Source organism: Pseudoalteromonas sp. SM9913, assembly GCF_000184065.1.
In the GTDB taxonomy this organism is placed as follows: Bacteria; Pseudomonadota; Gammaproteobacteria; order Enterobacterales; family Alteromonadaceae; genus Pseudoalteromonas; species Pseudoalteromonas tetraodonis.
In genome coordinates, this window is sequence record NC_014803.1 from 1,999,291 (window position 1) to 2,024,917 (window position 25,627).

The window sequence follows — 25,627 nt, forward strand, 5'->3', positions numbered from 1 at the left end:
TGCATGGGCTTTTTTTTGAATAGGATTTTGCCCCACTTTGTGTTTACATACTAGGACATATACATATTCTAACAAGCTGCCTGCATTAAGATAAAAATGCGAACTTAACAATAAACAAGGCAGTTAAAATCCAAACACTAATGCTTACCTGATCTTTTTTGCCACACAGCACTTTTACCGCCGTATAAGAAATAAAACCAAGTGCAATACCGTGTGCAATTGAGAACGTCAGCGGTGTCATTAATAATACAACACTCACCGGAATTGCATCAGTCATGTCATCCCAATTTACAAACTTTAAGTTTTGTAGCATCAATACAGATACATATAAAATAGCTCCCGCGGTTGCGTATGCAGGCACCATTTGAGCTAAAGGCGCAAAAAACATCATCAGTAAAAAGCAGCAACCCACAACCACAGCGGTCAAACCCGTTCGACCACCAACAGATACACCTGCAACAGACTCAATGTATGACGTGGTTGTTGAAGTACCGAGCATTGCACCTGCAATGGTTGCTGTGCTGTCGGCGCTTAATGCACGACCTAAACGCGGCATATTACCGTTTTTATCTGCTAAACCAGCCTTCTGAGTTACCGCAACTAACGTGCCTGAGGTATCAAACAAATCAACGAATAAAAACGCAAAAATAACACTCAACATCGACAGTTCAAACGCGGCACTAAAGTCCAGTTGCATAAAGGTCGGCATGATAGAAGGTGGCATAGCAATAACACCATGATACTCCACTAACCCCATAGACACAGCAATCGCGGTGACTAGTAAAATACTAATCAGTACGCCACTTTTAAAATCGCGATAAAGCAGTGCAGCAATAACAAAAAAGCTGAAAATAGCCAATAAAGGACCAGGCGAGGTAATATCACCCAACTGCACCAGTGTTGCAGGACTTGATACAATAATACCGGCACTTTTAAGTGCGATGAGAGCTAAAAATGCGCCAATACCCGTTGCTATTGCTTGCTTGAGCACCAGAGGGATTGCATTAATAATCCACTCTCGCACCTTAAATAAGCTTAGAATTAAAAATATACACCCTGACATAAATACCGCGCCCAACGCAGCTTGCCAGCTATAACCCATACCTAATACAACACCATAGGTAAAAAATGCATTTAATCCCATACCCGGTGCCAATGCCAGTGGATAATTGGCCCACAAACCCATAATAAAACACCCTATTGCAGCAGCAATACAGGTGGCAACAAAGGCAGCACCTTGGTCCATACCCGCTTCAGCAAGCATAGCTGGGTTTACGAATACGATATAAACCATCGTAATAAATGTAGTCATACCGGCAATACATTCACGGCGAACCGAAGAATCATTTGCACGGATTTTGAATAAGGCTTCGAGCATAATAAACTTGTGGTTGTAAAAAGTGGCGAGATTTTAGCATAAAAATAACTTTTTACAGGACATTTTACCTTGCTATATACTAAACTAGCTAAGTGATTAAAATAACAAACGAAGTAGCATGATCAAAACGACACCAAGTGGCCAAGACTTAGAGCAACAATTAGACAACATTCTTTCTTTTGTAACGCAACCAAGCGATGCAAATCTCCCTGCGAGCTCTAAAAACACCGATCAAGACACATTAAATAAAGCCCTTTATTACCTTAAAAATGAACAAGGCGCCTTAGCCGCAAAATGGATGCGTTTGGCAGCAATGGCAGGAAATTATCGCGCGCAGTTTTATTTAGGGCTGTTTTTTATAAAAGGACAAGGTGTGCCGCAAAGTGTATTTCATGGTGCTGCGTGGCTTAGCTTAGCCAGTAGTCAAGGCTATGAACCCGCCATAGAAGCAATGAGCGATATACGAAAACATATTAGTACCAAACGACTTAAAGATGCTCAATGCTACGCAGCCAGCCTGTATGAACAAATTCACCAGTTACAATTTTCACATTTGATCCCCTCTAGTAGCGAAAAATAATTTCACTGCCCTAAAACTCATTTCATCTGTAAATTAATTAAGCGTTTATAGCCAAAACAAGCACGCTTAATTAATTTAAACTACTGTATACCCCCTGTTCATCTGTATTTATTTGCTCCCAGCCTTAAAATTAATTCTGTGGGCATTAACTTTCAATAAAAATTAAACCATTGTTATATATAGATTATTTATATATTTATAGTAACTGTCGCGTTTTAAGATGAATAACTGTACAAAAAAATAGCAAAAAACACTTGCACCAAACAACTGTATAAACTACTGTATGAATGTACTGTATAAAAACCCAGTGAGTGAGAAGATTATGTTACAGCCAATTACCGTAAGAACAGTTAAAAGCTACCAGCAAGATGACCAATCAGATTGTGTTAACGTTGTACAAATTGAAGATGAAATTTCAGCAACGTTTGAGTTATTAAAAGTATTACACCAATACAACAGCCTAAACGCATGGACACTGTTAATAGCACCAGATAACGTACCGAGCAAAGCGCTACTTGATTCATGCTCAATTGATACCAGTAAATTACTGGTTATTCGTCAAAAGCATTTAGTTAATTTAGAGTATGTTTTAAGTTCTGCACTTCACAATGGAAATTTTGCCGCGGTGATCACCTGGACTGACATAATAAATAACCAACAACTGTCGCAGTTATCATTAAACTTGAGCCATACGCGCACTAAGTTGTATTGCTTTAGCAAAAAAAGCGCTCATTCTGAGATTTCACTTACGCAATAAGCTTGATAAACTAGCGTTTTAATACACAGTACATTTATCATGACTTCTAACGCCCTATTATGTTTTTGTGGCAGTCAGCAACCTTATGCTGATTGCTGCGAGCCTTTTCATTTAAAAACCAAACAGCCACACACACCAGAGCAACTTATGCGTGCACGCTACAGTGCTTATGCTGTTAAAAACGCGGTTTTTGTTCGTGAAAGTTATGCAAAAGAAAAACAAACTGAAAATTCAATTTCAGAAATTAAAGATTTTGCAAATAGTTGCCGTTTTATAAACTTAGCCGTATTAGACTCTGGTTATAATGATGAAACAGGATTTGTTACATTTAAAGCTCACTACTTTTATCAAGATTTATATTGCGAGTTGGCAGAAAATTCAAGGTTTATTAAAGAAGATGGACAATGGCGATACCTTGATGGTGAGATTACACCGGTTGCCGATATTAAAGTAAAACGTAATGATACGTGCCCTTGTGGCAGTAATAAAAAATACAAAAAATGTCATAGTGTATAAACTTCATCTACAAAAAATGGGCCACAAGGCCCATTTTCAAAAACTACACTAAACGCAAATTAGCGTTTTACTCGCCATCATCTTCATCGAAATCTTGACGCTGTGCAGGTCTTGCTAAAATCTCTAAGTAAAAAGAAGTTAAACCTTGCTTTTCAATTTCACTGATGTGATTGTTAATTTCAGCAACGTGAACCACTTGGGCTTCTTCAGCCGTGTTACCAAACTTACAATCAAATGCCCAGTAGTCGGCATCAACAGGTAAAGTTTTATTACGTTCTCTTTTCAAATATTTTTTCACTTCATGCTTTGCAGCATCAACCATACGAGGGTATTTGATTTTCTCATGATTCAGCGTGAATGTTTTCTTCATTACGTTCCTAATTACCTTGGTTTAATGATAATGGCATTTAATGTCATACCATTTGCGCCATTATAGCAATTGCATTTAAATTTTGGATGCTTTTTTATATTAAATCAGTTATTAAAATAAAGCACCTATAAAACCAATAGTTACTTACTACTATAAACACAGTTTATTACAATCAAATGGCATGTATAAAGCAGCAATTGAACACATATAATTAGGCACTAAACAAATGTAATGGCTGGTGGATAGCTTCATTTTGTAAATCATCATAAAATGTCACCGCATCCATTTGAGGGTTTGATAACTCGATGTTGGTATTTTGGATTCGTCGACGTACCGCTAATTCACAGTTATCAATGACAGTCAGTGGAATGTGGTTTTTATCATCACGAATATTAAATGGCTCAGGCTTTAAGCACTGAGTTAACTTTATATCACTCATCCCTACAGCGCTTCCCATTTTTGCTAAAAGCTCTGTGTTATTTTTACCAATTAACATATTAAAGGTATCTGGCGCTAATGGCTGCTTTGGACCTGCGCCAAATTGTTTACGCAGAGCATCTTCATTAGCTTGATAATGCTTAGTGTCACTTTTGGGTAGGTGGAATTCACTAAAATCGAGTGCATCGTGAGAGAGCATTGCTAATAAAAGTGCAAACTCGCCTCGGCGGTTTTCGTGCACACTTTCGTTAAGCCTTGTTTTTAACTGGCTCTCCGTGATTAACAAATCACCAATCTGCATAGACTTTAGCCTATTTAACTAATTAATAAGTATTTATCGGCTAAATTTGAATTTTCTTTAGCTTTTTTCTTTACTTAAATAAGAAGTTTGCTATTATCTGCCGCGTTGCATTGGAGGGGTTCCCGAGCGGCCAAAGGGATCAGACTGTAAATCTGACGGCTCAGCCTTCGCTGGTTCGAATCCAGCTCCCTCCACCACTTCTCTTCTCTACCTTATTTCTTTTTATTCAAATACCCACTGTAAACTCATACCATGATTGTTTAACCAGTTACTTGCTTGTTTATAATCTGAATAAAATAATCCCACACGTTGCCAAAATTGAGCGCTGTGATTTAAATATTTTAAATGTGCTAATTCATGAACAATCACGTAGTCAATGACCCATGTCGGTGCACTTGCCAAGTGTAAGTTGAAGGTTAGTTCACGCCTGCGATTACAACTACCCCAGCGACGTTTATACAATTGAATACGAATATTACTCGGTAGCTTTTCACCCATCAGCTGACAATAATCGTTAACTCGCATTTCAATATAACTTTCTAATTTCTCATGCAAAAACTGCTCTAGCAAACTTTGATACATTTGCGTTTGATGCTTTACACGTGAAGAAATACTCAGTAACAGCGTTTGGCTTTCATTGTGCTGCTGCCATTGAGTGCGTGCTGCGTTTTCAAATTGCACATTTACAGCTTCATTAAATAATTTAATACTCTGGGTTTTGAGTGGAAACTGTCGTGTATCGGCTTGAATTTGTTGCTTATGTAACTGAGCATCAATCCAGTCCTGTTTACTTAACAGCCATTCATTAATTTGTGTTTTCGTTACAAAATGGGGCGCATATACCGTAAGCTCACGTTGTGCGACTTTGATAGCCACTGTTTTTCTTCGCTTACTTCGCTTTAAAGTGTAATCCAACAATGAATGCTGCCTATTTATAATTAACCACTGGGTTTTATTTTACCTTGTACCATAACGGCTAATCTATAAATAATCCCTACTAAATGCCATTTTAATAACAATGGATTTAGTGCTACTCAATAAATAGTATGGTTTAGAGCTTAAAACACTTACGTTACTTTTGTAATTTATAACTCAATACCTTGTGATTATTATTGTATTTTATATTAGACTGAATTTAAGAGTTATTATGTGAATGATTGATGTTAGCTAATTTTTTTATAAACGAACCAGATCCAAGCCTAATTATTAATGGTGTATACGACCCAAGTTTAGTGACACTATCTATACTCACCGCAATTTTTGCAGCTTATTTTTCTTTGCACGTTATCGATTTAGCAAATAATACACATTTTAAATCTTATCGAAAGTTAGCCAATATAACCGCAGCCTTAGTCCTTGCCGGAGGGGTCTGGAGCATGCACTTTATTGCTATGCTGGCATTTTCTTTGTGCACTACAATTGAATACGATCCCACACTCACTTTTGTGTCGTTTATACCGGCTTTACTGGCATGTACCATTGCTTTTTCTTGTTTGAAAACATATAGCTCTAAGCCTCGTATTATCAATTTAATTCTAAGCTCTCTTTTATTTGGCGCGGGTGTTGGCACCATGCATTACAGCGGTATGGCCGCGATGCAATTAAGTCCTTTACTTCGTTATGATCCAATATGGTTTGGCGCTTCAATTGTTGTTGCAGTGCTGCTGTCTTTTATAAGTCTCTATACACGTTTTCATTTACCAGCACACTTTAAAAAATTAACGCCTGTGCATAATCGTATTATTTGTGCCCTTATTCTTGGCCTTGCCGTGGCTGGTATGCATTATATGGGCATGGCTGCTACGCGATTTATTGCAACAAGCCCGATAATTAACGAGCAAACAAACCAATCACATCTAACCTTTATTGCTATTAGTGTGTCGTTCGCCACGCTTTTATTAACAGCGGTGGTTGTGATCATCAATGGCATGATCCGTTACAGAATGCTGTTGGGGAAAAAATCAGCTGAAGAGTCTCGCCTTGATGCTATTTTATCAACTGCCATTGACGGCATCGTTACTATCAATATTAAAGGCACTATTTTGAGCTTTAATAAAGCCGCAGAAACAATTTTTGGCTGGCAAGATAATGAGGTCATTGGCCAGAATGTAAAAATATTAATGGCTGATGATATTGCTAATCAACACGATGCTTTTTTAAAAAATACAACAAACCATGAGGTAAAACGTGTTATTGGTGTTAATCGCGATGTGTGGGCAAAACATAAAAATGGTCATCAATTTCCAATTCGCTTAGGGATTGGTGAAGTAAAGCAATTACAAACTGAAACATTGTTTGTGGGCTTTATTACCGATTTAACTGAGCAAAGAGCGTTACAACAAAGCTTAATTGAAAAAGAGCGACAATACCGTACCTTGATGAACAATATGCCCGGTGTGGTATTTCGCTGCTTGTTAGATGAACACTGGAGTATGTTGTTTATCAGCCCTAGCGTCTATGAACTAACGGGTTATCGCGCTGAAGAATTTACTGAGCAGCGTATTACCTTTGCCGAGCTTATTGTTAAAGAAGATGAAGCGGCTATTTCTTTAGCGATTGATCAAGCAGTTGCATCGACCAGTCAATACTCAATTGAGTATCGCATTCGCCATCGCAACGGCAATATTATTTGGGTACTTGATCAAGCAAGTATTATCACTAACTCTAAAGATGATACACGCTGGGTTGATGGCGTTTTAGTTGATATAACCAAGCGCCATGAATATGAGCAAAGCTTAAAGCAAGCTAAATACGAGGCTGAAGCAGCCGCGCAAGCTAAACAGTCTTTTATGGCAAATATGAGCCATGAGATACGTACCCCCATGAATGCAATTATTGGCTTTAGTGATATTTTAATGGATAGTCCGCTTAATAAAGAACAACAAAAACAAATTATTACCGTTAATAACGCTGCGCGTTCTTTATTGCATTTACTCAACGATATCCTTGACTCAGCAAAGCTAGAGAAAGGTAAACTCGAAATTCAAAAAGTACATTTTAACTTGCAAGAATTGCTCGATAATATTGTGTCGACATTTTGGCTTGATGCAAAACGCAAAGACTTACAGCTTATTTTAAAAATAGCTGACAATGTAAATCCATTTTATTTTGGTGATGATACGCGTTTACGCCAAGTGCTAACCAATTTAATCGGCAATGCGATAAAGTTTACTGAGCAAGGCCATGTTACTGTTTCGGTTACTCATAAACCCAATCAACCCATTTTATTTGAAGTACAAGATAGTGGTATAGGTATCGAAAAAGGTCGCCTTGAGGCTATTTTTAAACCCTTTGAGCAAGCAGATGGCACCACAACACGCCGATTTGGTGGCACAGGGCTTGGCACAACAATTAGTAAGCAGCTGGTTGAATTAATGGGCGGCAAAATATATGCACAAAGTACCCTTGGTCAAGGTAGCTGTTTTTCCTTTACTGTTGGGCTTGAGCCAGGCGAAAAAAGTCAGGTGCAAGCCATTAGTAAAAATGCATTTAGCTTACCCCCATTAAAAATCTTAGTGGTGGATGATATTGAACAAAATATCGAACTACTCACTATTATGCTTTCCCAAGCAGGCCATCAGGTAAGTAAAGCAAATAATGGTTTTGAGGCCATTGACATGTTTAATCAGCATCGCTTTGATATTATCCTAATGGATATTCATATGCCTAAATGTGATGGGATCAGTGCCACAGCATCAATTCGCTCTTTAGAGCAGCAAAAAAAACTAAAGCACACGCCAATAATTGCCTTAACGGCCAGTGTGCTACAGCAAGATAAGCTAACAGCCAAACAAGCGGGTATGAATGGTTTTACAACGAAACCCGTTGACATAAACCAACTCAACCAAGAAATAGCACGGGTGCTTGGGCTTACTATCAGCCAGTTAGTAACTAACGATCCAATAGATTCAAAACTTCGTATAGATTTTAATAAAGGCGAAAAAATGTGGGGCAGCAAAGAGAAACATCTCAAAGAGGTTGTACTCTTTTTAGCTCAGCATCAAAATAGTATGCTAACTTTGGCGACCACTAAGCTAAACGATAAGCATAATGCTCATATTTTGCATAATTTAAAAGGTCTTGCCGGTAATTTAGCGCTCAATAATTTATCTTACTTAATTGCGCAAGCTGAAAAACAACGTGATATAGCCAGTTATACTCAGTGCATATTAAAATGTCAGCAAGAATGGCAGCAGCTAGCAGATGAATTATCACACTTACACATTGCTTTTAAAGAGAATGAATTACAAAAAGAAACCGTGTCAGATGCTGAATTTATTCACCAATTAACGCTTTTACTCAGCCAAGCTAAACGAGCAGAGTTGGATGATACGTTATTAAGTTATATTGAAAGAATAACACCCGAACAACACAAAGCTGCTATTTTGAATATTTATGAGCAGTTTAATGACTTTGAATTTGATAATGCACAAACACAGCTCAACGCATTATTAACAACACTCAATAACTAGCTCTTCTGAGGATGACGATGGATCAATCGATAAGTCAGGCGCGAATATTAATCGTCGATGATGAACCTGCAAATTTAAAAGTAATGCGCGAGGTCTTAGCGAGTAACTACCGTTTATCGTTTGCTAAATCGGGGGCTGTGGCACTGCAATTAATAGAAAACGATCCGCCAAAACTCATTTTACTTGATGTAATGATGCCAGATATGAATGGCTTTGAAGTGTGCAAAATTTTAAAAGCTAATCCTAAAACCGCACACATTCCGGTCATTTTTGTCACCGCCCTCACGCAAGAACAAGATGAATCGGAAGGGTTTTCGCTAGGTGCGGTTGACTATATAACCAAACCTATTAGCCCTGCGATTGTAAAGGCAAGGGTAAAAACTCATCTTTCTTTAGTACAAGCCGAGCAACTAAAACAAGCACATGTAGATTTAGTTGAGCGATTGGGTCGCGCGGCAGAGTATAAAGATACCGATACGGGTGAGCATATTGCACGAATGAGCCAATACAGCAAAGTACTTGCTTTAGCGTTGGGAATGAACGAACAACACGCAGAATTATTACGCCAAGCTGCGCCAATGCACGATGTCGGAAAAATAGGTATTCCTGATTCGATACTGTTAAAACCTGGCAAATTAACCCCTGACGAATTTGCACACATGAAAGAGCATGCCGCTATAGGGGCTAAAATATTGGCTAACTCACCTTCCCCCTTACTGCAACTTGCCCATGTGTTGGCTATTGAACATCATGAAAAATGGGATGGCACAGGTTATCCTAATGGGTTAAAAGGCGAGGAAATCTCCATTGAGGGGCGGATTGTAGCGATTGCTGATGTATTTGATGCACTTACATCAAAACGTCCTTATAAAGAGCCTTGGAGCATTGAGCAAACACTAGAGCATATGCAACAACAAGCAGGAAAACACTTTGACCCTCAGCTGGTTGATCTTTTTATTAGCAAAATAGACGCTGTTTTAGCGATAAAAAAGGCTCATCAAGAACGCGATTAAATCGTCTCTTTTTTGAACAAATATTACTGCGCAAAGTTCAACAGGACCTAGCCCCTTTTGGCATTGTGAGAGCCTAACGCTACAGCTGGAAAATGCTGTTTTATAATGCGGTAGTCATGGGAAGTGATCTCATGGCTATTGCCACTGTTATCTTTAAAATACATAGAAAAAGTCACGCCATGATCAGCCAGTATCGTTTTAATTTCAAGCTGCTCAAAATGTGCTAACCACGCTATAAATTGCTCACCGGTTGCAGCAAAAGCGATTCCTTTACTTCGCCCTGGCGCCTCAAATAAAGCTAAACGTGTCGATCCGTTTTCATCTTCAAGCGTTAAAGGGCCTTTGCCTTCTTCATTCCAAAATGCTAATTCCTTTACTACAGTAAAACCAAGCACCTTTTCATACCAATCAACGGCTTGGGTGAGGCTTTGAACATTTAAATGACAATGATCAATACCGCTCAATTTTGGCCTCACTGTCTTACCCTCCAATTTCAGATTTTAACTGCTCTAAAAAGTCATACATATAATCTGTTCTTCTAAGTGCTTCAGCTTTAGCTGAAGGTGTATTCATACTTTTTGCAATATGCAGCAACTTTATAAAAAAATGATCTAAGGTGTACTGTTTATCATCAGGTTCACGCTCTAAACAAAATGGATCATTAGGATTGTACAAAAGTCGGCTTATTGAGCCCCCCACTTTCATACAACGACTAACACCAATAGCCCCTAAGGCATCCATTCTGTCAGCATCTTGTACAATCTGTGCTTCAACGGTTTTAATAGCAATATTGGCGCTAAAACTATGCGCGGCTATGGCGTGGTGAATATCATCAAATAGCGCTTCATCATAGCCAATAGACGCTAAAAAACTAATCGCTTTATCGGCAGCCATCGTTGAAGCTTTTGCCCTATCGGGATGGTTTTTTGCTACGGCCACACAATCATGTAACCACGCAGCAGGTAAAACAACATTCATATTGGCTTTTTCAGCAGTGCATAATTTAACTGCAACACGTACTACCCGTTCAATATGGGTAATATCATGGGCTACATCGGCATGTACTAAGGATGTTATAAATTCTCTGCATTGCTGATCAAGTTGCTTTAATGAAGGGCTAAGGGCTAAATTGTTCACCGAGCTTCCAAAAATCTATTTAAACGAGGTAATATCCCCTACTTTAACGCGATTTATAAGGCCCTTGCAAAACATTCATTGTATGTTGCGCGTGGCTTGACTAAAATACAGCGCTTATTTATTACTACAGAGAAGCCCTATGTCATCTGCCGTTTACCTGCAAGCTGGTCGCGATAAATCATTAAAAAGAAAACACCCTTGGTTATTTTCTAAAGCCATCAAAAAAATTAAAGGTAAACCTGGATTAGGTGACACGGTAACCATACACGACAGTGAAGGTAAGTTTTTAGCCACCGCGGCTTACAGCCCGCATTCACAAATTCGCGCGCGTGTTTGGAGCTTTGATGAAAAAGAAGTCATAGATCAACATTTTTTCGAGCGTCGCCTACGTCGTGCTTTAGAAGCTCGCAGCCATGCGATTGAAGAAGGTGGACTGACCGGTTTTAGGCTTTGCGCCGCTGAATCAGATTATTTACCGGGTGTTACCATAGATAAATTTGATAACACCTTGGTTTGTCAGTTACTCAGTGCCGGTGCTGAGCGCCACAAAGGTGAAATTGTTGGTGCATTAATGGCTATTTTCCCAGGCTCTAATATTTATGAGCGCTCAGATGTAGATGTGCGCACTAAAGAAGGCTTGGAGCCAATTAAAGGAGTGCTTTGGGGTAATGAACCCACAGCGCCAGTTATCATTGAAGAAAATGGTTTAAAAATTGAAGTTGATATTCTTGAAGGCCATAAAACCGGCTTTTATTTAGATCAACGTGATAGCCGTGCTGCGCTGGAGCGTTTTTCAAAAGATAAAACCGTATTAAATTGCTTTAGTTATACGGGGACGTTTTCTCTTTATGCCCTGCGTGGTGGCTGTAAGCATGTAACCAATGTCGATGTTTCACAACCAGCTCTGGATACAGCAAAGCGCAATGTTGAACATAACAACCTTGATTTAAATAAAGTCGACTTTGTAAAACAAGATGTATTTAAGTTATTGCGCCAATACCGTGAAGACGGCGTGATGTTTGATACGATTGTGATGGATCCGCCTAAATTTGCTGATAATAAAGCGCAGTTAACTGGGGCATGTCGGGGTTACAAAGATATTAATATGATTGCGATGCAAATATTAAAACCAGGCGGCACACTGCTTACTTTCTCATGCTCTGGTTTAATGGAACAAAATTTGTTTCAAAAAGTGGTTGCAGATGCAGCACTTGATGCAGGTAAAGATTTGCTGATCATGGAGCGATTAAATCAAGCAGCTGACCACCCTATTGCGGGCAGCTACCCTGAAGGCTTTTATCTTAAAGGCCTTATTTGTAAGGTTTACTAAACACTAATTTTAGTTAAACTCAATAATTTCTAGCCCTGCGGTTATCGTGCCATCCTCTTCTGTACTGGCACGTATCACCTTTGCAGTGGCTTTTAACGGTGCAATGCTTGGATGGGTTGATGCAATATCAACCGATAAAATTGAGTTAAGCTCTAATAAATCATCGAGCTGCAAGGAGAGCCCTGTTGCACTTAAGTCAAGGCAGGTGCCTGTGTAACTTAGTCCTGCGACGGGCTCAATCGAGGTTAACTTAGCGGGTGTGTTAACCTGCATACGTCTGTAGTTTCGCTTATCTTCAGTAAACATAATTCCCTCTACACAATATTATTAATTTTTTCTCGTAGTACGGCGATAGAAAAAGGTTTTACAACGTAAGCATCACACCCTGAGTCAAAGCCTGCTTGTTGCTCAAGCTCTGACTCAAGTCCTGATATCATCACCACCGGAATGTGTTTTGTCTCTGGCGTATGTTTAAGTATGCGACAGGTATCATAACCATCAAGCCCCGGCATACATACATCAAGCAAAATAATATCAGGCGGATTAGCAATGGCAGATGCTAAACAACTTTTACCAGAATCAGCATAGCTTAAATCAAATGTTGATGCTAACCCTGCTTTGAGTATTTCAAAATTGAAATACTCATCATCAACCACTAACAATTGTCGCGCTTGGTGTTTTAGTAATGAGGACATAGCAATGTCATTTCCTTCTCAAGTTAGTCCCTTAGGGTCTGTTGACCGTTCAAGGTTGAATTTGCAGTAGCCTGTTTGGTATTTAGGCAAGGCAGAGCCTATGTGGTGTGGTTTTTACTTAGCACACTAGGTTACATACCTCGCGCCGTGATTAAAACGCCCTTAGTTTGAACAAATTTTAATCCGCAAAGGTCAACACACCCTAGCTTAATAGCGAATAAAGGGATTATTCAATTTCTTTTATCGCATTTAACACACGTTTCGCTGAAATTGGATAAGGTGTACCTAAGGTTTGCGCAAATAAGGATACGCGTAATTCTTGCTGCATCCAAAAAATAGCCTCAACATCGTCAGGCAATGGCATTCCTTTAGGGGTTTTATTCGTCAGTTTTTTATATTCTTGCGCCACTTTTTCAAGCTCTAGCACACATAATCTATCACGATTTGGGTCAACGGGTAGCTTTTCTAGTCGTTTTTGAATCGCTTTTAAGTAACGAATTAAATCGCCGAGCTTATCCGCCCCATGCTGGCTCACAAAACCTTTAAAAATAAGCGATTCTAACTGAGATTTAATATCGCCATGGGCAGTGATCATGGTTAAATCTACTCGCCCTTTCATTTTTTTATGCAGCGCATGAGCAATACTCAGTACTTGCTCTACTTGGGTTGCAATTGCTACTACGGTGTCGCCTAATTCGCCGCGAATATGCTCTTTAACCGCTTCAAATGCATCACTTGTACGAATATCACCATATTTAACTAATAGGCTATCAACACCCGATGCAATGCAATCATCTATTAAATCGGCAATTTTACCAAAAGGATTAAAGTACAACCCTAGCTTAGCCTTGTTTGGTAAATTTTGCTGCAGGTATTTAATGGGTGATGGCACGTTTAATAACACTAAACGACGCAACCCCTGCTGGTGCGCTAATTGCGCTTTAATTTCGTTATCGAATAACTCCACTGCCGCCGTTGATTTTTTATCCACCAGCGCAGGGTACGCTTTAATTTCGTACTGACCTTGCTTTTTCACATAGGATGTTGGTAACTCTCCAAAATCCCACTGTGTTAAATCGGTTTTTTCTATGCCTTTGTCGGCGACTTTAGATAAGGTGTCGGTGACCTTGCCTTGTAGCTGCGCTTTAAGTTTAGCTAAATCGAGTCCACGTGCCAGTAGCTTGTCGTGTTCATCGCGCACTTCAAATTGTAGCCGTAAATGCGGAGCAAGCGCAGTTAAATCCCACGCCTCAGGCTCTACACGGACGCCGGTCATACGTAGTAATCGATTGCTTAGCGAGTCGATTAACGAGCCTTGTAATGGCTCTATAGCCGCTAACACCGCATCGGCATAATTGGGCGCAGGAACAAAGTTACGACGCAATGACTTTGGTAATGATTTAATTAACCCACAAATTAACTCATGACGAAATGCCGGTATATGCCAATCAAAGCCACTTTCTTGCACTTGGTTTAACAGTGCAACGGGTATTTGTACGGCAACGCCATCAACCGCTTGGCCTGGATCAAAGTGATAGGTAAGCGGCAGCATCAAATTATCTTGCTGCCATGTATCTGGGTAGTCAAATTCGGTAATGCTGCTGGCGCCATGTTGCATGAGCTCTTCGCGCGTCATGTGCAGGTAGTGTTTGTCTTGTTGTTTTTGTGTTTTATACCACTTAATAAACGCAGCACGATTGTTAATATCGCTGGGTATTTTCTTCTCGTAAAACTCAAACAAGGTTTGCTCATCAACTAAAATATCGCGTCTACGAGACTTGTTCTCGAGCACTTGAATATCTTCAATTAATTCGCGGTTATACGCTAAAAATGCTTCATTTAATCCAAGCTCTTGTTCAACCAGCGCCGAGCGGATAAATAATTCGCGGCTTACTTTAGGATCAATCTTGCTATACACACACCGGCGTTTATTAACGATAAGCAGGCCGTAAAGTGTTTGTTGCTCAAAGGCAATGACTGCACCGGGCTTTTTCTCCCAGTGTGGCTCTGTATAGCTTCGTTTTACCAAATGTTGAGCAAACGGTTCTACCCAGTTCACATCTATTTTGGCATTAATACGGGCATAGAGTTTACTGGTTTCTACCAATTCAGCCGACATCATCCACTTGGGGCTCTTTTTAAACAAGCCTGATCCTGGAAAAATATGAAATTGGCTATTACGTGCGCCTTTATACAGCTGCTTTTCGTCTTTAAAACCGATATGACTGAGCATGCCACTTAACAGTGCTTTGTGAATAAGCTCGCTGTCTGCAACATTCGTGGTGGCTTTCATTTTCATTTCATTGCACACAGTGCTGATTTGATAAACGATGTCTTGCCATTCACGAATACGCATATACGCTAAAAAGTCTTTTTGACATAGCTTTCTAAACTGGCTATTGGTCAGCTCACTTTGCTGCTCTTCGAGGTAATTCCACAAGTTTAAAAAGGCGATAAAGTCAGAGTCTGGATCGTCAAAGCGACCGTGTTTTTCATTCGCTGCCTGGCGTTTTTCTTGTGGTCGTTCTCGTGGGTCTTGAATTGAGAGCGCAGCAACAATAATAATCACCTCACGCAATGCACCCAGCTTATGCGCAGTCAGCACCATTTTTGCTAAACGCGGATCCACTGGCAAACGACTCAGCTCTCGACCAGATTGCGTTAAACTGGTTTTTTGATGACGTTTAGCTTCTTTTACCGCTTCTAACTCTTCAAGCAGTGTTAAACCATCGTTAATGTTGCGGCTATCTGGGGCTTGCACAAAAGGAAATTGCGCCATATCACCCAACCCTAATGCCAGCATTTGTAAAATAACTGACGCTAAGTTAGTACGCAATATTTCAGGATCGGTAAATTCAGGACGTGATAAAAAATCGTCCTCTGAATACAAGCGAATACAAATACCCGCTTCAACACGTCCACAACGCCCCATTCGCTGATTAGCACTGGCTTGCGAAATAGGCTCTATGGGTAAACGTTGAACCTTTGTACGGTAACTGTAACGACTAATACGCGCCGTACCCGGGTCAATAACATAACGAATACCTGGCACCGTTAGCGATGTTTCAGCCACGTTGGTTGAGAGAATAATGTGGCGGCGCGAATGCGGCGCAAAAATACGATTTTGCTCAGCGTTCGATAGCCTTGAATACAAAGGTAATATATCGGTGTGTTTTAAATTACGCTTACTTAGCGCATCGGCGGTATCGCGTATTTCTCGCTCACCGTTTAAAAAGATCAGAATATCACCGGGGCCTTCAGCGCAAAGTTCATCGACCGCATCAAAAATCCCCTGTAACTGGTCGCCTTCGGCTTCCATGTCTTCTTTTTGGATATCACTGATGGGGTTATAGCGTACATCCACAGGGAATGTCCGGCCTGATACTTCAATAATTGGCGCATCATCAAAGTGCTTAGAAAAACGTTCTGGATCAATGGTCGCTGAGGTAATAATAACTTTTAAGTCAGGACGTTTAGGAAGTAAATTTTTAAGGTAACCTAAAATAAAATCAATGTTTAAACTGCGCTCATGCGCCTCATCAATAATAATGGTGTCGTATTGATTCAAAAAACGGTCTTGTTGTATTTCAGCTAATAAAATACCGTCGGTCATCAGTTTTATATAACTGTTATTAGAAACCTGATCGCTAAAGCGAATTTTAAAACCCACTTGCTGACCAAGCTCGCATTGCATTTCTTCTGCTATACGATTGGCAACGCTACGTGCAGCTAAACGTCTAGGTTGAGTATGGCCTATATACCCATCAACCCCACGGCCTAACTCTAAACACATTTTAGGAATTTGTGTGGTTTTACCTGAGCCGGTTTCACCAGCAATGATCACCACTTGATTATTCGCAATCGCCTCTTTAATGGTATCTTTTTTTTGACTGACCGGTAATTGCTCAGGATAAGTAACGTTAGGTAGCCCAGCTAAACGCTGCTCGCGAAGCGATTGACTGCGACTGATATCAGCCGTAATTTTTTCAAGCGCACTGGTAAGTTTTGCCTCGTCGGTAATTTTTTTTACGCCATGAAGGCGCTTTTTAAAACTGAATTGATCTTTTTTTAAGCACGTTTTTAGCTCGCCAAACAACTGACCTAGGTTTACCACCTGCATACCTTATAAAAATTAGTCAAAGAGCCCCGATTGTAGCAAATTAAATGGCTGGGGTTAATCCTGTAAAGGACATAACAATCAGCAGATTATTATATAAACCTCCAGCCACTAAAGAAAAACGCTTATTCGTCGCTAAAAATACCTACATAAGTCGCTTGCGTATTCGATTTACTCGCACGGTACATGCCTGTGGTGTTAAACGGCAGGCTAATATTGCCTTTTGTATCAACAATAATAACACCGCCTGTGCCGCCAATCGGTTTAAGCACCCCATTTATTACTTCATCCCCGGCTTGGGCAATGGTTTTACCTTGGTATTTTACTCGTGCGCAAATATCGCTTGCCACATTATAACGAATAAAATATTCGCCATGGCCGGTTGCCGATACTGCACACGAGGCGTTTTCTGCAAAGGTACCCGCGCCAATAACTGGTGCATCACCAATACGGCCAAAACGTTTTGCGGTCATTCCGCCAGTTGACGTACCCGCGGCTAAATTACCTTGTTTATCCAGTGCCACCGCACCCACAGTCCCCATTTTATAATTAGCGGGTAACGCCTTGTGCGCTGCTTGATAATCTTTATTGGTGCTTTTGCTCGCCTCTAGTTTTTCCTTTGCTTTTAATAAAGCTTCATAGCGATGCTTTGTATCAAATATATTATTCTCTACTAAGCTAACGCCTTGCTCTTTAGCAAACTCTTCTGCACCTTGGCCACTTAACATCACATGCACCGATTTTTCCATCACTAAACGGGCAAGTTTAATTGGACTTTCTATGTGCTTAATGCCCGAAACCGCTCCAGCTTGGCGGTTACGACCATCCATAATAGAAGCATCTAACTCATGGCTACCATCATAGGTGTATACCGCGCCGCGTCCAGCGTTAAAATAAGGCGATTGCTCTAACACTTCAATGGCTGCTGTGACTGCATCAAGGCTTTCTCCGCCTTGTTCAAGTACCTTATACCCAGTCTCAACAGCTTGAGCTAATTTATCGCGGTAAGCTTGCTCTTGAGCAGGTGTAAATTTACTTTTTTCGATTGTGCCTGCCCCGCCATGAATCGCAATGGCAAACGGCGTGCTCGCACTCAATGCAGATGAGCTCACACTCATTAAACTACCGCAAAGCAGTCCTAGTAATAATGATTTTTTCATTGTGCATTCTTTCGTTAGTTAAGATTAAAACTAATGTGAATGGTTACGTGGGGTTTTTCAAGTGAACTGAGTTTAATGGCATAAAAAAAGCGCCCTGAGGCGCTTTTTAAATTCTGTTTAAAAATTACGCTTGTTGCGCTTTTAAACGTGCTAAACGTGCTACTTGGTGAGTAGACGTTAAGAAAGAATAGATAGGTGCTAAATAACCGCGTTTACGAAGCTCTAAAAAGTCTGCATCGCTTAACTCATTTAGTTTTTTCTCATCGATAAGGTAAATACCGTTGATGTCTTTTTTCTCGCCTTTAATATCAACCGTTAGCGTTTGTGCTACTAGTAATTCTTTATCAGCAAGGAATTTAGTGAACGCATCAGTGACTTGTGAAAACTCAATGAACGATACTAACGCTTCTTTACGACGCTTAAGGTAATCAGTTTCTTCACCGTTTTCGAATAATGCATTACCCTCTTCTTCACCAACTAATGAGCTCGCTTCGTCAATTACAATACCAAATTGATCTTGCTCAGGGTGCTTTACTAAACCTAATGGGTAACGCGTTGTTGCCATAGGTGCAAATGCTGCTGTCCATTTGTCGCCATCAACAAATAAGTTTTCACCTGGCTCTAGGCCAAACATAGCAACCGCTTGAAAAGTACCTGTTTCGTTATTTTTAACAAAAGACATTGGAAACTCATTGGCGATACGCGCAAACTCGTGTGCTACAACTGGCACTAAGTGTTGAGTTTTCATAAATTCGATATTGATGCCATTTTTAATTTTAGTGTTGGCATGTTTTTCGTTGTGTAAAGGCTGTACTTGTTGCTCCGCCATGTTACTGCTCCGTTATTTATTAATTTGATTTATTACTATTAGTGGCCTAAGGCTAATGGTTTTGGTGACAAAAAGGAAGTGAAAATTTTGTGTCATTTTGTACGTTATTAATTAACAAAAACATTATCGCTGATTATTTCAACAAATAACGAGTAAACATAACCAAAGGTGAAATTCGCACGCTTAAATAGCTCAAAAAGCGCTCTTTGACAACGCTGTCTTCGGTGGTATATTGATTTTGTGCCTAAATAAAAAATTCACACTTAGATAATCTCAGCAAAAATAGACACTAAAATAATGAAAAATTTAACTGTAAACCCGAACTTAAAAATTGAAAAATTGATGTTCCCAGGCACCAAGCTATCAGCCTTCGTTGTTGATGATTTTCTTTTAGATACAAGTAGTGTAATGAATTTTGCCCATAACATAGCTTACTTTAATCCTATGTTCTCAGATAACTCCTTTTATCCTGGGATCCGCGATAATATGCCACAACCGTACTTGAGGTTGTTGCACGCATTTTTTCAAAATGAAATACTGCCTAAAATAGGAAACAAAAACTACCACGAGTCTATTCTTCATAAAAGTTTGCTTTCATTAGTTTCATGTAAACCGGCTAATTTAATTGTCGATCAAAAAGTGCCCCATATCGATTCATGTGATGAAAGAGACTATGCGTTTGTGCATTATTTATCTGGTGAGGAACTCGGTGGCACCAGTATTTATAAATACATACCGCAAAACATTATTGAATTTAAAGAGCAACACAAACCACTATTGGCAGATATAGTTAACGATGTTAAAAATAACCCTGATGAACATCAAGGCTATTTAGCGGGTACCACTAGCTTATTTGAGCAGGTATTTAAAATAGATGCTAAATTTAATCGCCTTGTTATTTACCAAGGTAACTTATTACACAGTGCAAATATTTACTCTGAGCAAAGCTGCTTAGCCGATGCTAAAAAAGGCCGTCTGTCGATAGCCTCTTTTGCAAGTGTAAGATAAGGTTAGATTGACTGAAGCCCATACTGTTTAATTTTATTTAAAAGCGCTCTGTGATCAGGAAGCTTATTTATTAAATAGTGATCAATCTCAGCTCTTTGTTTTAAACGCGCTAAACAGTGTGCCTGTTCTTTATCGGGGCTGTTAGACGCCTTAGTATTGTAATTCATTCCATAAAGTACAAATAAGAAGTTCTCTAGATAAAACACTTCAAACTGACTAAAAAAATCATCTCTGACTGGGGTAAACTCTTTCCACAAATTAAGTTTTTCTTTTAATGACGTGGAAATAGTGTCTTGGTTTTTATTTGCTATCCAAAAAGCTGAATCAGTGCGGTCTGATATACAGTAGTGAAGTTTAATAAAATCAATCACCCGCTCCCATGCATACCCAATAGCATGATTAAAACGCTCTTCTAATTGCTCTAGCTGCGTTGTTGATGATGGGAAGCGCAACGTTAAAAATTTAGCTGAAAAGTCAGTTAATAATATTGACGTTGCCTCTAATGGTTCTAAAAAGCCTTGCGCTAAGCCAAGGGCAATACAATTTTTATGCCAAAACTTTTTCCGGTAACCGACCCGCATTGGTATTTTTCTGTAGGTAAGATCTTGCTTACTATCACCTAAATAACGGTCAAGTTTTTCATGTGCCTGTTCATCCGTCATATGGTTATCTGAATAAACAAAACCGACTCCACGCCTATTGGTGAGCGCTATATCCCAAATCCAGCCAGCTTGATGAGCGGTGGCAAGTGTGTAAGGAGGAATAGCATCATCGGCTTTGGTTGGTACTTGCACCACTAATGCGCTGTTAATTAATAAACTATCAGATACATCAACAAAAGGAATCTTTAACGCTTTACTCATAAGTAAAGATTCAAAGCCTGAGCAGTCAATATAAAAGTCAAACTCAAGCTCTTCATTGTTATCTGTAATAAGTGCAGCAATAGCGCCGTCATCGCCAAGCTTTACCTGTGTAACATGGGTGTGTATATGCTCTACAGAAAACTTTTCTTTTGCATTACAAGCAAGTAGTTGCGCAAACTTGCCTGCATTAAAATGATACGCGTAAGCCAACTCCCCTTCATATTGAGCATTAGTGATATTTTTAGGTGCTAAGCCTGCCTCACAAATAACATGCTGAGAAGATAAGCCCTGCGCATAACTTTGACTTTTCTCTTTGTTATTTAACCAATAAGAAGTTAAATGCTTGGCATCATAAGGGCTTGGCACATCAAATAAATGATGAAAAAAGTTGCCTTCGCCATGTTTTTTCTTATCCATCCAGTTAATAAACTTTATAGACTGCTTGAACGTTGCATCACATTGCCTAATAAATTCATCTTCACGAATACCAAAGCTTTTTAGGGTATTCCTAATATCGGGGACTGTGCCTTCACCGACACCAATTGGCGGTATATCTGGGGACTCTATTAAAGTAACAGATATACCTTTACGATTGAGCATCTCTTTGCCAATGTGGTTTGCAGCTAACCACCCTGCAGTTCCACCACCTACAATTGCAACTTTTTTTATATCCATAAATCACCAATAAAGTTTAACCTCGTAAAAAAGCCCAGCAATGCTGGGCCTAGGTTATTTTTACTCATTTAGCGTATTAAAAACGCATTGTTACACCAAGCTTGTAACGTGCTTCACCTTCAAAACTCCACACTGGAAAATCATTCAGTAAATCAGGGTTTGGTAATGAGGTAGATGCATCATTGTTACCCAGCTGAACGCTGTCTTCCTCTGTTAGGTTAATCCCTTCGAAAGTGACATCTAAGTAATCAGTTACAGAGTATGTTGCACTGAAATCTAGCTGTCCGTAGTCTTGATGTTCGCGGTTACCGTACCAACCTGGTGCTTCACGAATAATAAACTCTGAACGCCAGTTATATGCTAAACGAGCAGAAAAATCATCATTTTCATAAAAACCAACTACGTTATAGCTGTTTTTCGATGAATCAGAGAATACCCCAACACGGTCTGGGTAGTTTTCTGCTGGTGCTTGCGCATCTGAATAGGTGTAGTTAAATGAATAACCAAAGCCGTTATCGAATGAATCTTGAATTTGGAACTCAATACCTTCAATTGAACCACCCGTACCATTTGTCGATGAGCTTACTGTCCAACAGTCATATTGCTGAGCACCACACGGTGGCTCGCCGGCATCTGGGTTAGTCGTATAAACGGGGATGTCGATACCAATTTGTTGATTGGTTTGTTGTTGGGTAGAAATAAATGAGCTTACTTCTTTAGTGAAGTATGTGACGCTTAACATAGCATCGTCATCAAAATACCATTCAACACCAATGTCTGCTTGGAACGCTTTAAATGGACTTAAACCTACATTACCCGTATTTAAAACTTCATTTAAAGGACGGTTATCTGTATAACCCGCTAGATTACGCGTTGCAAATAAATCTGCGTAATTAGGGCGAGAGATAACTTGTGCTGCTGAGGTACGTAAGATTAAGTCGTCAGCTAAATCCATAACCACGTTTAAGCTTGGTAAGAACTCACTGTAATCGGCTTTGTCTGTAGATAACGTCGAGTCGTAAACACCTTCATCACTTAAATCATAGTAATCTGACGAAATATCAGTTGATATGTAACGAACACCTAAATTACCGCGAATACCACCGGTGTCAAAATCAGCCATCGCATATAAAGCAAAATTTTCTTCTTCTATGGTGCCGTATGCTTGTGGACGTGCTGTATAACCTTCTGTCATTGCTAATGAATCAGCAATCATTAGATCCATATAAGGTTCAGGTATTACAAAACCACCACCGGCAGTCACGGTACCTGGGTAGTATTCATTAGCATTACGTACAGGTACTAAATCGGCATTCACATTAGCTGCATTACCATCTTGTACAACTTTGTGATCGGCATATCTTAAGCCCGTTTTAATTGCGGTAATAACACCAAGCTCAACAGGAATTTCAAAGTCTAAATTTAAGTAACTTTCTTCATCTGAATCAGGGTTGTATTCAGGCGCCCAAGTTTGTGGGCTGATGGTATCAGGTAAAATGCTAGCATCGTATGATTGGTTAGCTAAATTAAATCTAGTCACGTCGCCAGTCATATCAATAGACCCATTTAAGTCGCTATTGTTATTTGCAAACATACCATAGTTTGCCGTTGTTACATCACTGTCTGCGCTTGTTTTACCTACACGACCTTTAAAGGTGAATAACTCTGAGTCATATTTCCAATCTAAGTCAATAGTATCAGACTTCATGCTTGCTTTACGCGCCCATGTTTGGAAAAAAGCCGTGCCATTGCCGTCGATATTACGCGAAACACAGTTACCTGAGGCGTTCGTTTGTTCACATGAATCATCACCTGGGAATATAATGATTTGCGAGTTAGCATTGTTAGCATCTAGCTCTAAACTTGTATAAGTTAGACCTAAAACTAGCGAATCTGATGGCTGATATTGCATAGCTACGTTATACGCAGTACGCTCACGAGCTTGCTGGAAGGTTGTGGGTGCCATACCGCCACTCCAACCACCTGACGATTCAATACCGTTACGTTGATAATCTACTTCTGATAATGAACCCGCAGCTAAGATACCAAATGTTTCACCATCATTTTTCCAGCTGTACAAGCCTGAAAGCTCAGGATCTGTCTCTTCAGATACTGTACCGTAATCAGCTTTAACACTAGCAAATACAGTGTTTGCATCTAAATCTAGCGGTTTACGAGTTTTAACAATTACAGTACCGCCGATACCACCTTCAACTAGATTAGCTTGAGATGATTTATAAACTTCTAAGCCACCTACTAATTCAGAAGGTAGTAATGAATAATTAAAGCTACGATCGACCGCTTGTTGATCGAACCAGCTAGTTGAGGCAACAGTATGACCGTCAAGTAATGTGCGTGTTAATTGTGCTGATGCACCACGGATAGATACTTGCTGACCCTGTCCAAATTGACGAGATACACTGACACCAGAAATACGACCAAGAGATTCACCTACATCGCCATCAGGAAACTTACCAACGTCTTCAGCTGTTACAACATCAACAACGGCATTTGAAAAACGCTTGCCGTTTAAGTTTTCTTTATTTGAAGCGCGAATACCCGTAACTTGGATTACTTCAACATCTTCTTGAACTTTAGTTTCATCGGCTGCGAATGCAGCACCAGTGAACCCGGCTCCCATTACTAAGCCGATATTTACTGCTAATAAGCTTTTTTTAAAATTTTTAGCTAACACAGGATTCCCCTTGAATCATTTTGTTGGTTTTTGTTTATCATTTTGCCTACCGCCATGACAGCGCTGTCATAGTAGTAACAAACCATACATGCAAAATTACAATTTTGCTACATTTTTCCGCTCTTTTTGTATGAAAAATAGCTAATTCAACATTAAGCAAATGATTTTAAAGAAATTAATTATTGCATGAAAAAGCCGAATTAAATTTGTTTAATTCGTTCACATTTCCAGCATGTACTTGAAGCATTTTTAAATTGATTTTGTTTAAAACAACGTGGTGAGTAGGAATTTTCAAACCGTAAAACATGCTTGTGAGTTAGTGTTTAATAAATATAACCATTTGATTTTTTGGCTATAAGTAAAATTTATTCAGTATTTACAATCGGTATAAAAGCCTATTTTATACTGCTAATTGTGGAGGCAATACTCAGCATTTCATCTTTATCTCTGCGCTGCTTTTTATAATTCAGCAAAGAATAAAACAGATCAGCAATAAAAAAGGTCAGTAGCAAAAGCGACTGACCTTTCATTAAACCATCAATACAAAGAGGTTTAGCGCACATCTAATTTATATTAAAATTAGGGCGCCCAATACACTTCAATGTTGATCTCAGGATGATTTAATACCGCACGTAACGGCATGTCATTCACATCGCCCCCCGCTAAAGCTTGTTTATAAACAGCCAACTTTTCATCGCCACTAATTAGCAATTTAACCACTTTAGATTGTGCAATCGCATTTAACGTTAAGCTCATGCGCTCAGTAATACTGCCTGTTACGTCACTTTGTATCGCGTTGATAGCGCACACAAGTTGGCTTGAATCTAAGCCGTTTTTCAGGCCTTGTGCATGTGGGAATAATGACGCGGTGTGGCCATCTGGGCCCATGCCTAAAATAGTCACATCAAAAGGACGTTTTAATGCTTGAAACTGCGCTTCACAGGCATCTACCCCTTGCTCTGCAGTGGCTGCTGTATTTTTCATGCTAATAAAATTAGCCGCTGCACCATGGTTTTGTAACAAAGTACGCTTGATGAATGCTTCATTACTCTTTTCATGACTTGCCTCAACCCAGCGCTCATCAACCATAGCAACATCAATGTTTGCCCAATTTAAATCAAGGGTCGATAAATGTTTATAAGCCGGCTCTGGCGATGAACCGCCTGAAACCATTAATACTGCACGGCCATCACGTTCAATGCCATCACGTAAAGCATGCTCTAGTGACTGAGATAATTCATCAGTCAGCGCAGCTTTATCGTCAAAAAACTTTTCTACTATTGTTGCCATCAC

At 39.6% G+C, this 25,627-nt stretch carries 21 protein-coding genes and 1 tRNA gene; 8 read left to right on the plus strand and 14 right to left on the minus strand.

Going from position 1 to position 25,627, the window contains the following annotated elements; all coding sequences use genetic code 11:
- Nucleotides 1–85 precede the first annotated feature (85 nt).
- On the minus strand, nucleotides 86–1,378 hold the full coding sequence (locus PSM_RS09085; RefSeq protein ID WP_008113045.1) for an NCS2 family permease: 1,293 nt from the start codon (nucleotides 1,376–1,378) through the stop codon (nucleotides 86–88).
- Between the two features lie 118 nt (nucleotides 1,379–1,496).
- Here PSM_RS09085 and PSM_RS09090 point away from each other — a divergent pair, with 118 nt between their 5' ends.
- The 3 genes from PSM_RS09090 to PSM_RS09100 all read left to right on the plus strand — a co-directional run bounded on the left by PSM_RS09090 (nucleotide 1,497) and on the right by PSM_RS09100 (nucleotide 3,231).
- On the plus strand, nucleotides 1,497–1,958 hold the full coding sequence (locus tag PSM_RS09090; protein ID WP_013465227.1) for a tetratricopeptide repeat protein: 462 nt from the start codon (nucleotides 1,497–1,499) through the stop codon (nucleotides 1,956–1,958).
- 322 nt (nucleotides 1,959–2,280) lie between these two features.
- A complete protein-coding gene (locus PSM_RS09095) occupies nucleotides 2,281–2,715 on the plus strand; it encodes a SulA-like leucine-rich domain-containing protein (RefSeq protein ID WP_013465228.1) in 435 nt (144 codons plus the stop codon).
- 39 nt (nucleotides 2,716–2,754) lie between these two features.
- On the plus strand, nucleotides 2,755–3,231 hold the full coding sequence (locus PSM_RS09100) for a YchJ family protein (protein WP_013465229.1): 477 nt from the start codon (nucleotides 2,755–2,757) through the stop codon (nucleotides 3,229–3,231).
- Between the two features lie 67 nt (nucleotides 3,232–3,298).
- Here PSM_RS09100 and PSM_RS09105 read toward each other — a convergent pair whose 3' ends face one another.
- Together PSM_RS09105 and PSM_RS09110 are read right to left on the minus strand one after the other, a co-directional pair.
- Nucleotides 3,299–3,601 carry a DUF6172 family protein gene (locus PSM_RS09105; RefSeq protein ID WP_008113037.1) on the minus strand — a complete coding sequence of 101 codons (303 nt, stop codon included), beginning with the start codon at nucleotides 3,599–3,601 and terminating at the stop codon, nucleotides 3,299–3,301.
- 211 nt (nucleotides 3,602–3,812) lie between these two features.
- Nucleotides 3,813–4,340 carry a VC2046/SO_2500 family protein gene (locus PSM_RS09110; protein WP_013465230.1) on the minus strand — a complete coding sequence of 176 codons (528 nt, stop codon included), beginning with the start codon at nucleotides 4,338–4,340 and terminating at the stop codon, nucleotides 3,813–3,815.
- Nucleotides 4,341–4,452: 112 nt separating this feature from the next.
- Between PSM_RS09110 and PSM_RS09115 the strand changes: the two genes are divergently transcribed.
- Nucleotides 4,453–4,537, plus strand: a tRNA-Tyr gene (locus tag PSM_RS09115).
- Nucleotides 4,538–4,562: 25 nt separating this feature from the next.
- Here the strand turns inward: PSM_RS09115 and PSM_RS09120 are convergent.
- Nucleotides 4,563–5,255, minus strand: coding sequence for a M48 family metallopeptidase (locus PSM_RS09120; protein ID WP_013465231.1), 693 nt, complete (start codon nucleotides 5,253–5,255; stop codon nucleotides 4,563–4,565).
- A gap of 245 nt (nucleotides 5,256–5,500) precedes the next feature.
- On the opposite strand from PSM_RS09120, the gene PSM_RS09125 reads away from it, so the two are divergent.
- Both PSM_RS09125 and PSM_RS09130 read left to right on the plus strand, forming a co-directional pair.
- The gene (locus tag PSM_RS09125; protein ID WP_013465232.1) at nucleotides 5,501–8,812 is read left to right on the plus strand and encodes a PAS domain S-box protein; all 3,312 of its coding nucleotides are present in this window, start codon (nucleotides 5,501–5,503) and stop codon (nucleotides 8,810–8,812) included.
- Nucleotides 8,813–8,829: 17 nt separating this feature from the next.
- A complete protein-coding gene (locus PSM_RS09130) occupies nucleotides 8,830–9,825 on the plus strand; it encodes a response regulator (RefSeq protein ID WP_013465233.1) in 996 nt (331 codons plus the stop codon).
- A gap of 47 nt (nucleotides 9,826–9,872) precedes the next feature.
- Here the strand turns inward: PSM_RS09130 and PSM_RS09135 are convergent, their stop codons facing one another.
- Together PSM_RS09135 and PSM_RS09140 are read right to left on the minus strand one after the other, a co-directional pair.
- On the minus strand, nucleotides 9,873–10,301 hold the full coding sequence (locus PSM_RS09135) for a VOC family protein (RefSeq protein ID WP_016900414.1): 429 nt from the start codon (nucleotides 10,299–10,301) through the stop codon (nucleotides 9,873–9,875).
- A 4-nt stretch (nucleotides 10,302–10,305) separates the two neighbouring features.
- A complete protein-coding gene (locus PSM_RS09140) occupies nucleotides 10,306–10,962 on the minus strand; it encodes an HD domain-containing protein (RefSeq protein WP_013465235.1) in 657 nt (218 codons plus the stop codon).
- Between the two features lie 139 nt (nucleotides 10,963–11,101).
- On the opposite strand from PSM_RS09140, the gene PSM_RS09145 reads away from it, so the two are divergent.
- Nucleotides 11,102–12,292, plus strand: a complete 1,191-nt coding sequence (locus PSM_RS09145) for a class I SAM-dependent methyltransferase (protein ID WP_013465236.1) — start codon at nucleotides 11,102–11,104, stop codon at nucleotides 12,290–12,292.
- Nucleotides 12,293–12,301: 9 nt separating this feature from the next.
- On the opposite strand, the gene PSM_RS09150 is transcribed toward PSM_RS09145, so the two are convergent.
- From PSM_RS09150 to PSM_RS09170, 5 genes are all read right to left on the minus strand, one after another.
- Complete coding sequence (locus PSM_RS09150; RefSeq protein ID WP_013465237.1) at nucleotides 12,302–12,598, minus strand: PilZ domain-containing protein; 297 nt, start codon at nucleotides 12,596–12,598, stop codon at nucleotides 12,302–12,304.
- Between the two features lie 8 nt (nucleotides 12,599–12,606).
- Nucleotides 12,607–12,987 (minus strand): response regulator, encoded by a 381-nt coding sequence (locus tag PSM_RS09155; protein ID WP_013465238.1) that lies wholly within the window; start codon nucleotides 12,985–12,987, stop codon nucleotides 12,607–12,609.
- 226 nt (nucleotides 12,988–13,213) lie between these two features.
- Complete coding sequence (gene hrpA, locus PSM_RS09160; protein ID WP_029610014.1) at nucleotides 13,214–17,101, minus strand: ATP-dependent RNA helicase HrpA; 3,888 nt, start codon at nucleotides 17,099–17,101, stop codon at nucleotides 13,214–13,216.
- Between the two features lie 128 nt (nucleotides 17,102–17,229).
- Nucleotides 17,230–18,264, minus strand: a complete 1,035-nt coding sequence (locus PSM_RS09165) for an isoaspartyl peptidase/L-asparaginase family protein (RefSeq protein WP_013465240.1) — start codon at nucleotides 18,262–18,264, stop codon at nucleotides 17,230–17,232.
- Between the two features lie 124 nt (nucleotides 18,265–18,388).
- The gene (locus tag PSM_RS09170) at nucleotides 18,389–19,093 is read right to left on the minus strand and encodes a SapC family protein (protein WP_013465241.1); all 705 of its coding nucleotides are present in this window, start codon (nucleotides 19,091–19,093) and stop codon (nucleotides 18,389–18,391) included.
- A gap of 297 nt (nucleotides 19,094–19,390) precedes the next feature.
- Between PSM_RS09170 and PSM_RS09175 the strand changes: the two genes are divergently transcribed.
- Nucleotides 19,391–20,101 (plus strand): DUF6445 family protein, encoded by a 711-nt coding sequence (locus tag PSM_RS09175; RefSeq protein ID WP_013465242.1) that lies wholly within the window; start codon nucleotides 19,391–19,393, stop codon nucleotides 20,099–20,101.
- A gap of 2 nt (nucleotides 20,102–20,103) precedes the next feature.
- Here the strand turns inward: PSM_RS09175 and PSM_RS09180 are convergent, their stop codons facing one another.
- The 3 genes from PSM_RS09180 to pgl all read right to left on the minus strand — a co-directional run bounded on the left by PSM_RS09180 (nucleotide 20,104) and on the right by pgl (nucleotide 25,624).
- Entirely contained in the window at nucleotides 20,104–21,639 is a 1,536-nt protein-coding gene (locus PSM_RS09180) for a tryptophan halogenase family protein (protein ID WP_013465243.1), read from the minus strand.
- Between the two features lie 76 nt (nucleotides 21,640–21,715).
- Complete coding sequence (locus PSM_RS09185; protein ID WP_013465244.1) at nucleotides 21,716–24,334, minus strand: TonB-dependent receptor; 2,619 nt, start codon at nucleotides 24,332–24,334, stop codon at nucleotides 21,716–21,718.
- A gap of 579 nt (nucleotides 24,335–24,913) precedes the next feature.
- Complete coding sequence (gene pgl, locus PSM_RS09190) at nucleotides 24,914–25,624, minus strand: 6-phosphogluconolactonase (RefSeq protein ID WP_013465246.1); 711 nt, start codon at nucleotides 25,622–25,624, stop codon at nucleotides 24,914–24,916.
- Nucleotides 25,625–25,627: the final 3 nt, after the last annotated feature.

Coding starts and splice junctions, on each gene's coding strand:
- PSM_RS09085 (WP_008113045.1), bottom strand. CDS start 1,378: ATGCTCGAAGCCTTATTCAAAATCCGTGCAAATGATTCTTCGGTTCGC.
- PSM_RS09090 (WP_013465227.1), top strand. CDS start 1,497: ATGATCAAAACGACACCAAGTGGCCAAGACTTAGAGCAACAATTAGAC.
- PSM_RS09095 (WP_013465228.1), top strand. CDS start 2,281: ATGTTACAGCCAATTACCGTAAGAACAGTTAAAAGCTACCAGCAAGAT.
- PSM_RS09100 (WP_013465229.1), top strand. CDS start 2,755: ATGACTTCTAACGCCCTATTATGTTTTTGTGGCAGTCAGCAACCTTAT.
- PSM_RS09105 (WP_008113037.1), bottom strand. CDS start 3,601: ATGAAGAAAACATTCACGCTGAATCATGAGAAAATCAAATACCCTCGT.
- PSM_RS09110 (WP_013465230.1), bottom strand. CDS start 4,340: ATGCAGATTGGTGATTTGTTAATCACGGAGAGCCAGTTAAAAACAAGG.
- PSM_RS09125 (WP_013465232.1), top strand. CDS start 5,501: ATGTTAGCTAATTTTTTTATAAACGAACCAGATCCAAGCCTAATTATT.
- PSM_RS09130 (WP_013465233.1), top strand. CDS start 8,830: ATGGATCAATCGATAAGTCAGGCGCGAATATTAATCGTCGATGATGAA.
- PSM_RS09145 (WP_013465236.1), top strand. CDS start 11,102: ATGTCATCTGCCGTTTACCTGCAAGCTGGTCGCGATAAATCATTAAAA.
- PSM_RS09150 (WP_013465237.1), bottom strand. CDS start 12,598: ATGTTTACTGAAGATAAGCGAAACTACAGACGTATGCAGGTTAACACA.
- PSM_RS09155 (WP_013465238.1), bottom strand. CDS start 12,987: ATGTCCTCATTACTAAAACACCAAGCGCGACAATTGTTAGTGGTTGAT.
- PSM_RS09165 (WP_013465240.1), bottom strand. CDS start 18,264: ATGAAAAAATCATTATTACTAGGACTGCTTTGCGGTAGTTTAATGAGT.
- PSM_RS09170 (WP_013465241.1), bottom strand. CDS start 19,093: ATGGCGGAGCAACAAGTACAGCCTTTACACAACGAAAAACATGCCAAC.
- PSM_RS09175 (WP_013465242.1), top strand. CDS start 19,391: ATGAAAAATTTAACTGTAAACCCGAACTTAAAAATTGAAAAATTGATG.
- PSM_RS09180 (WP_013465243.1), bottom strand. CDS start 21,639: ATGGATATAAAAAAAGTTGCAATTGTAGGTGGTGGAACTGCAGGGTGG.
- pgl (WP_013465246.1), bottom strand. CDS start 25,624: ATGGCAACAATAGTAGAAAAGTTTTTTGACGATAAAGCTGCGCTGACT.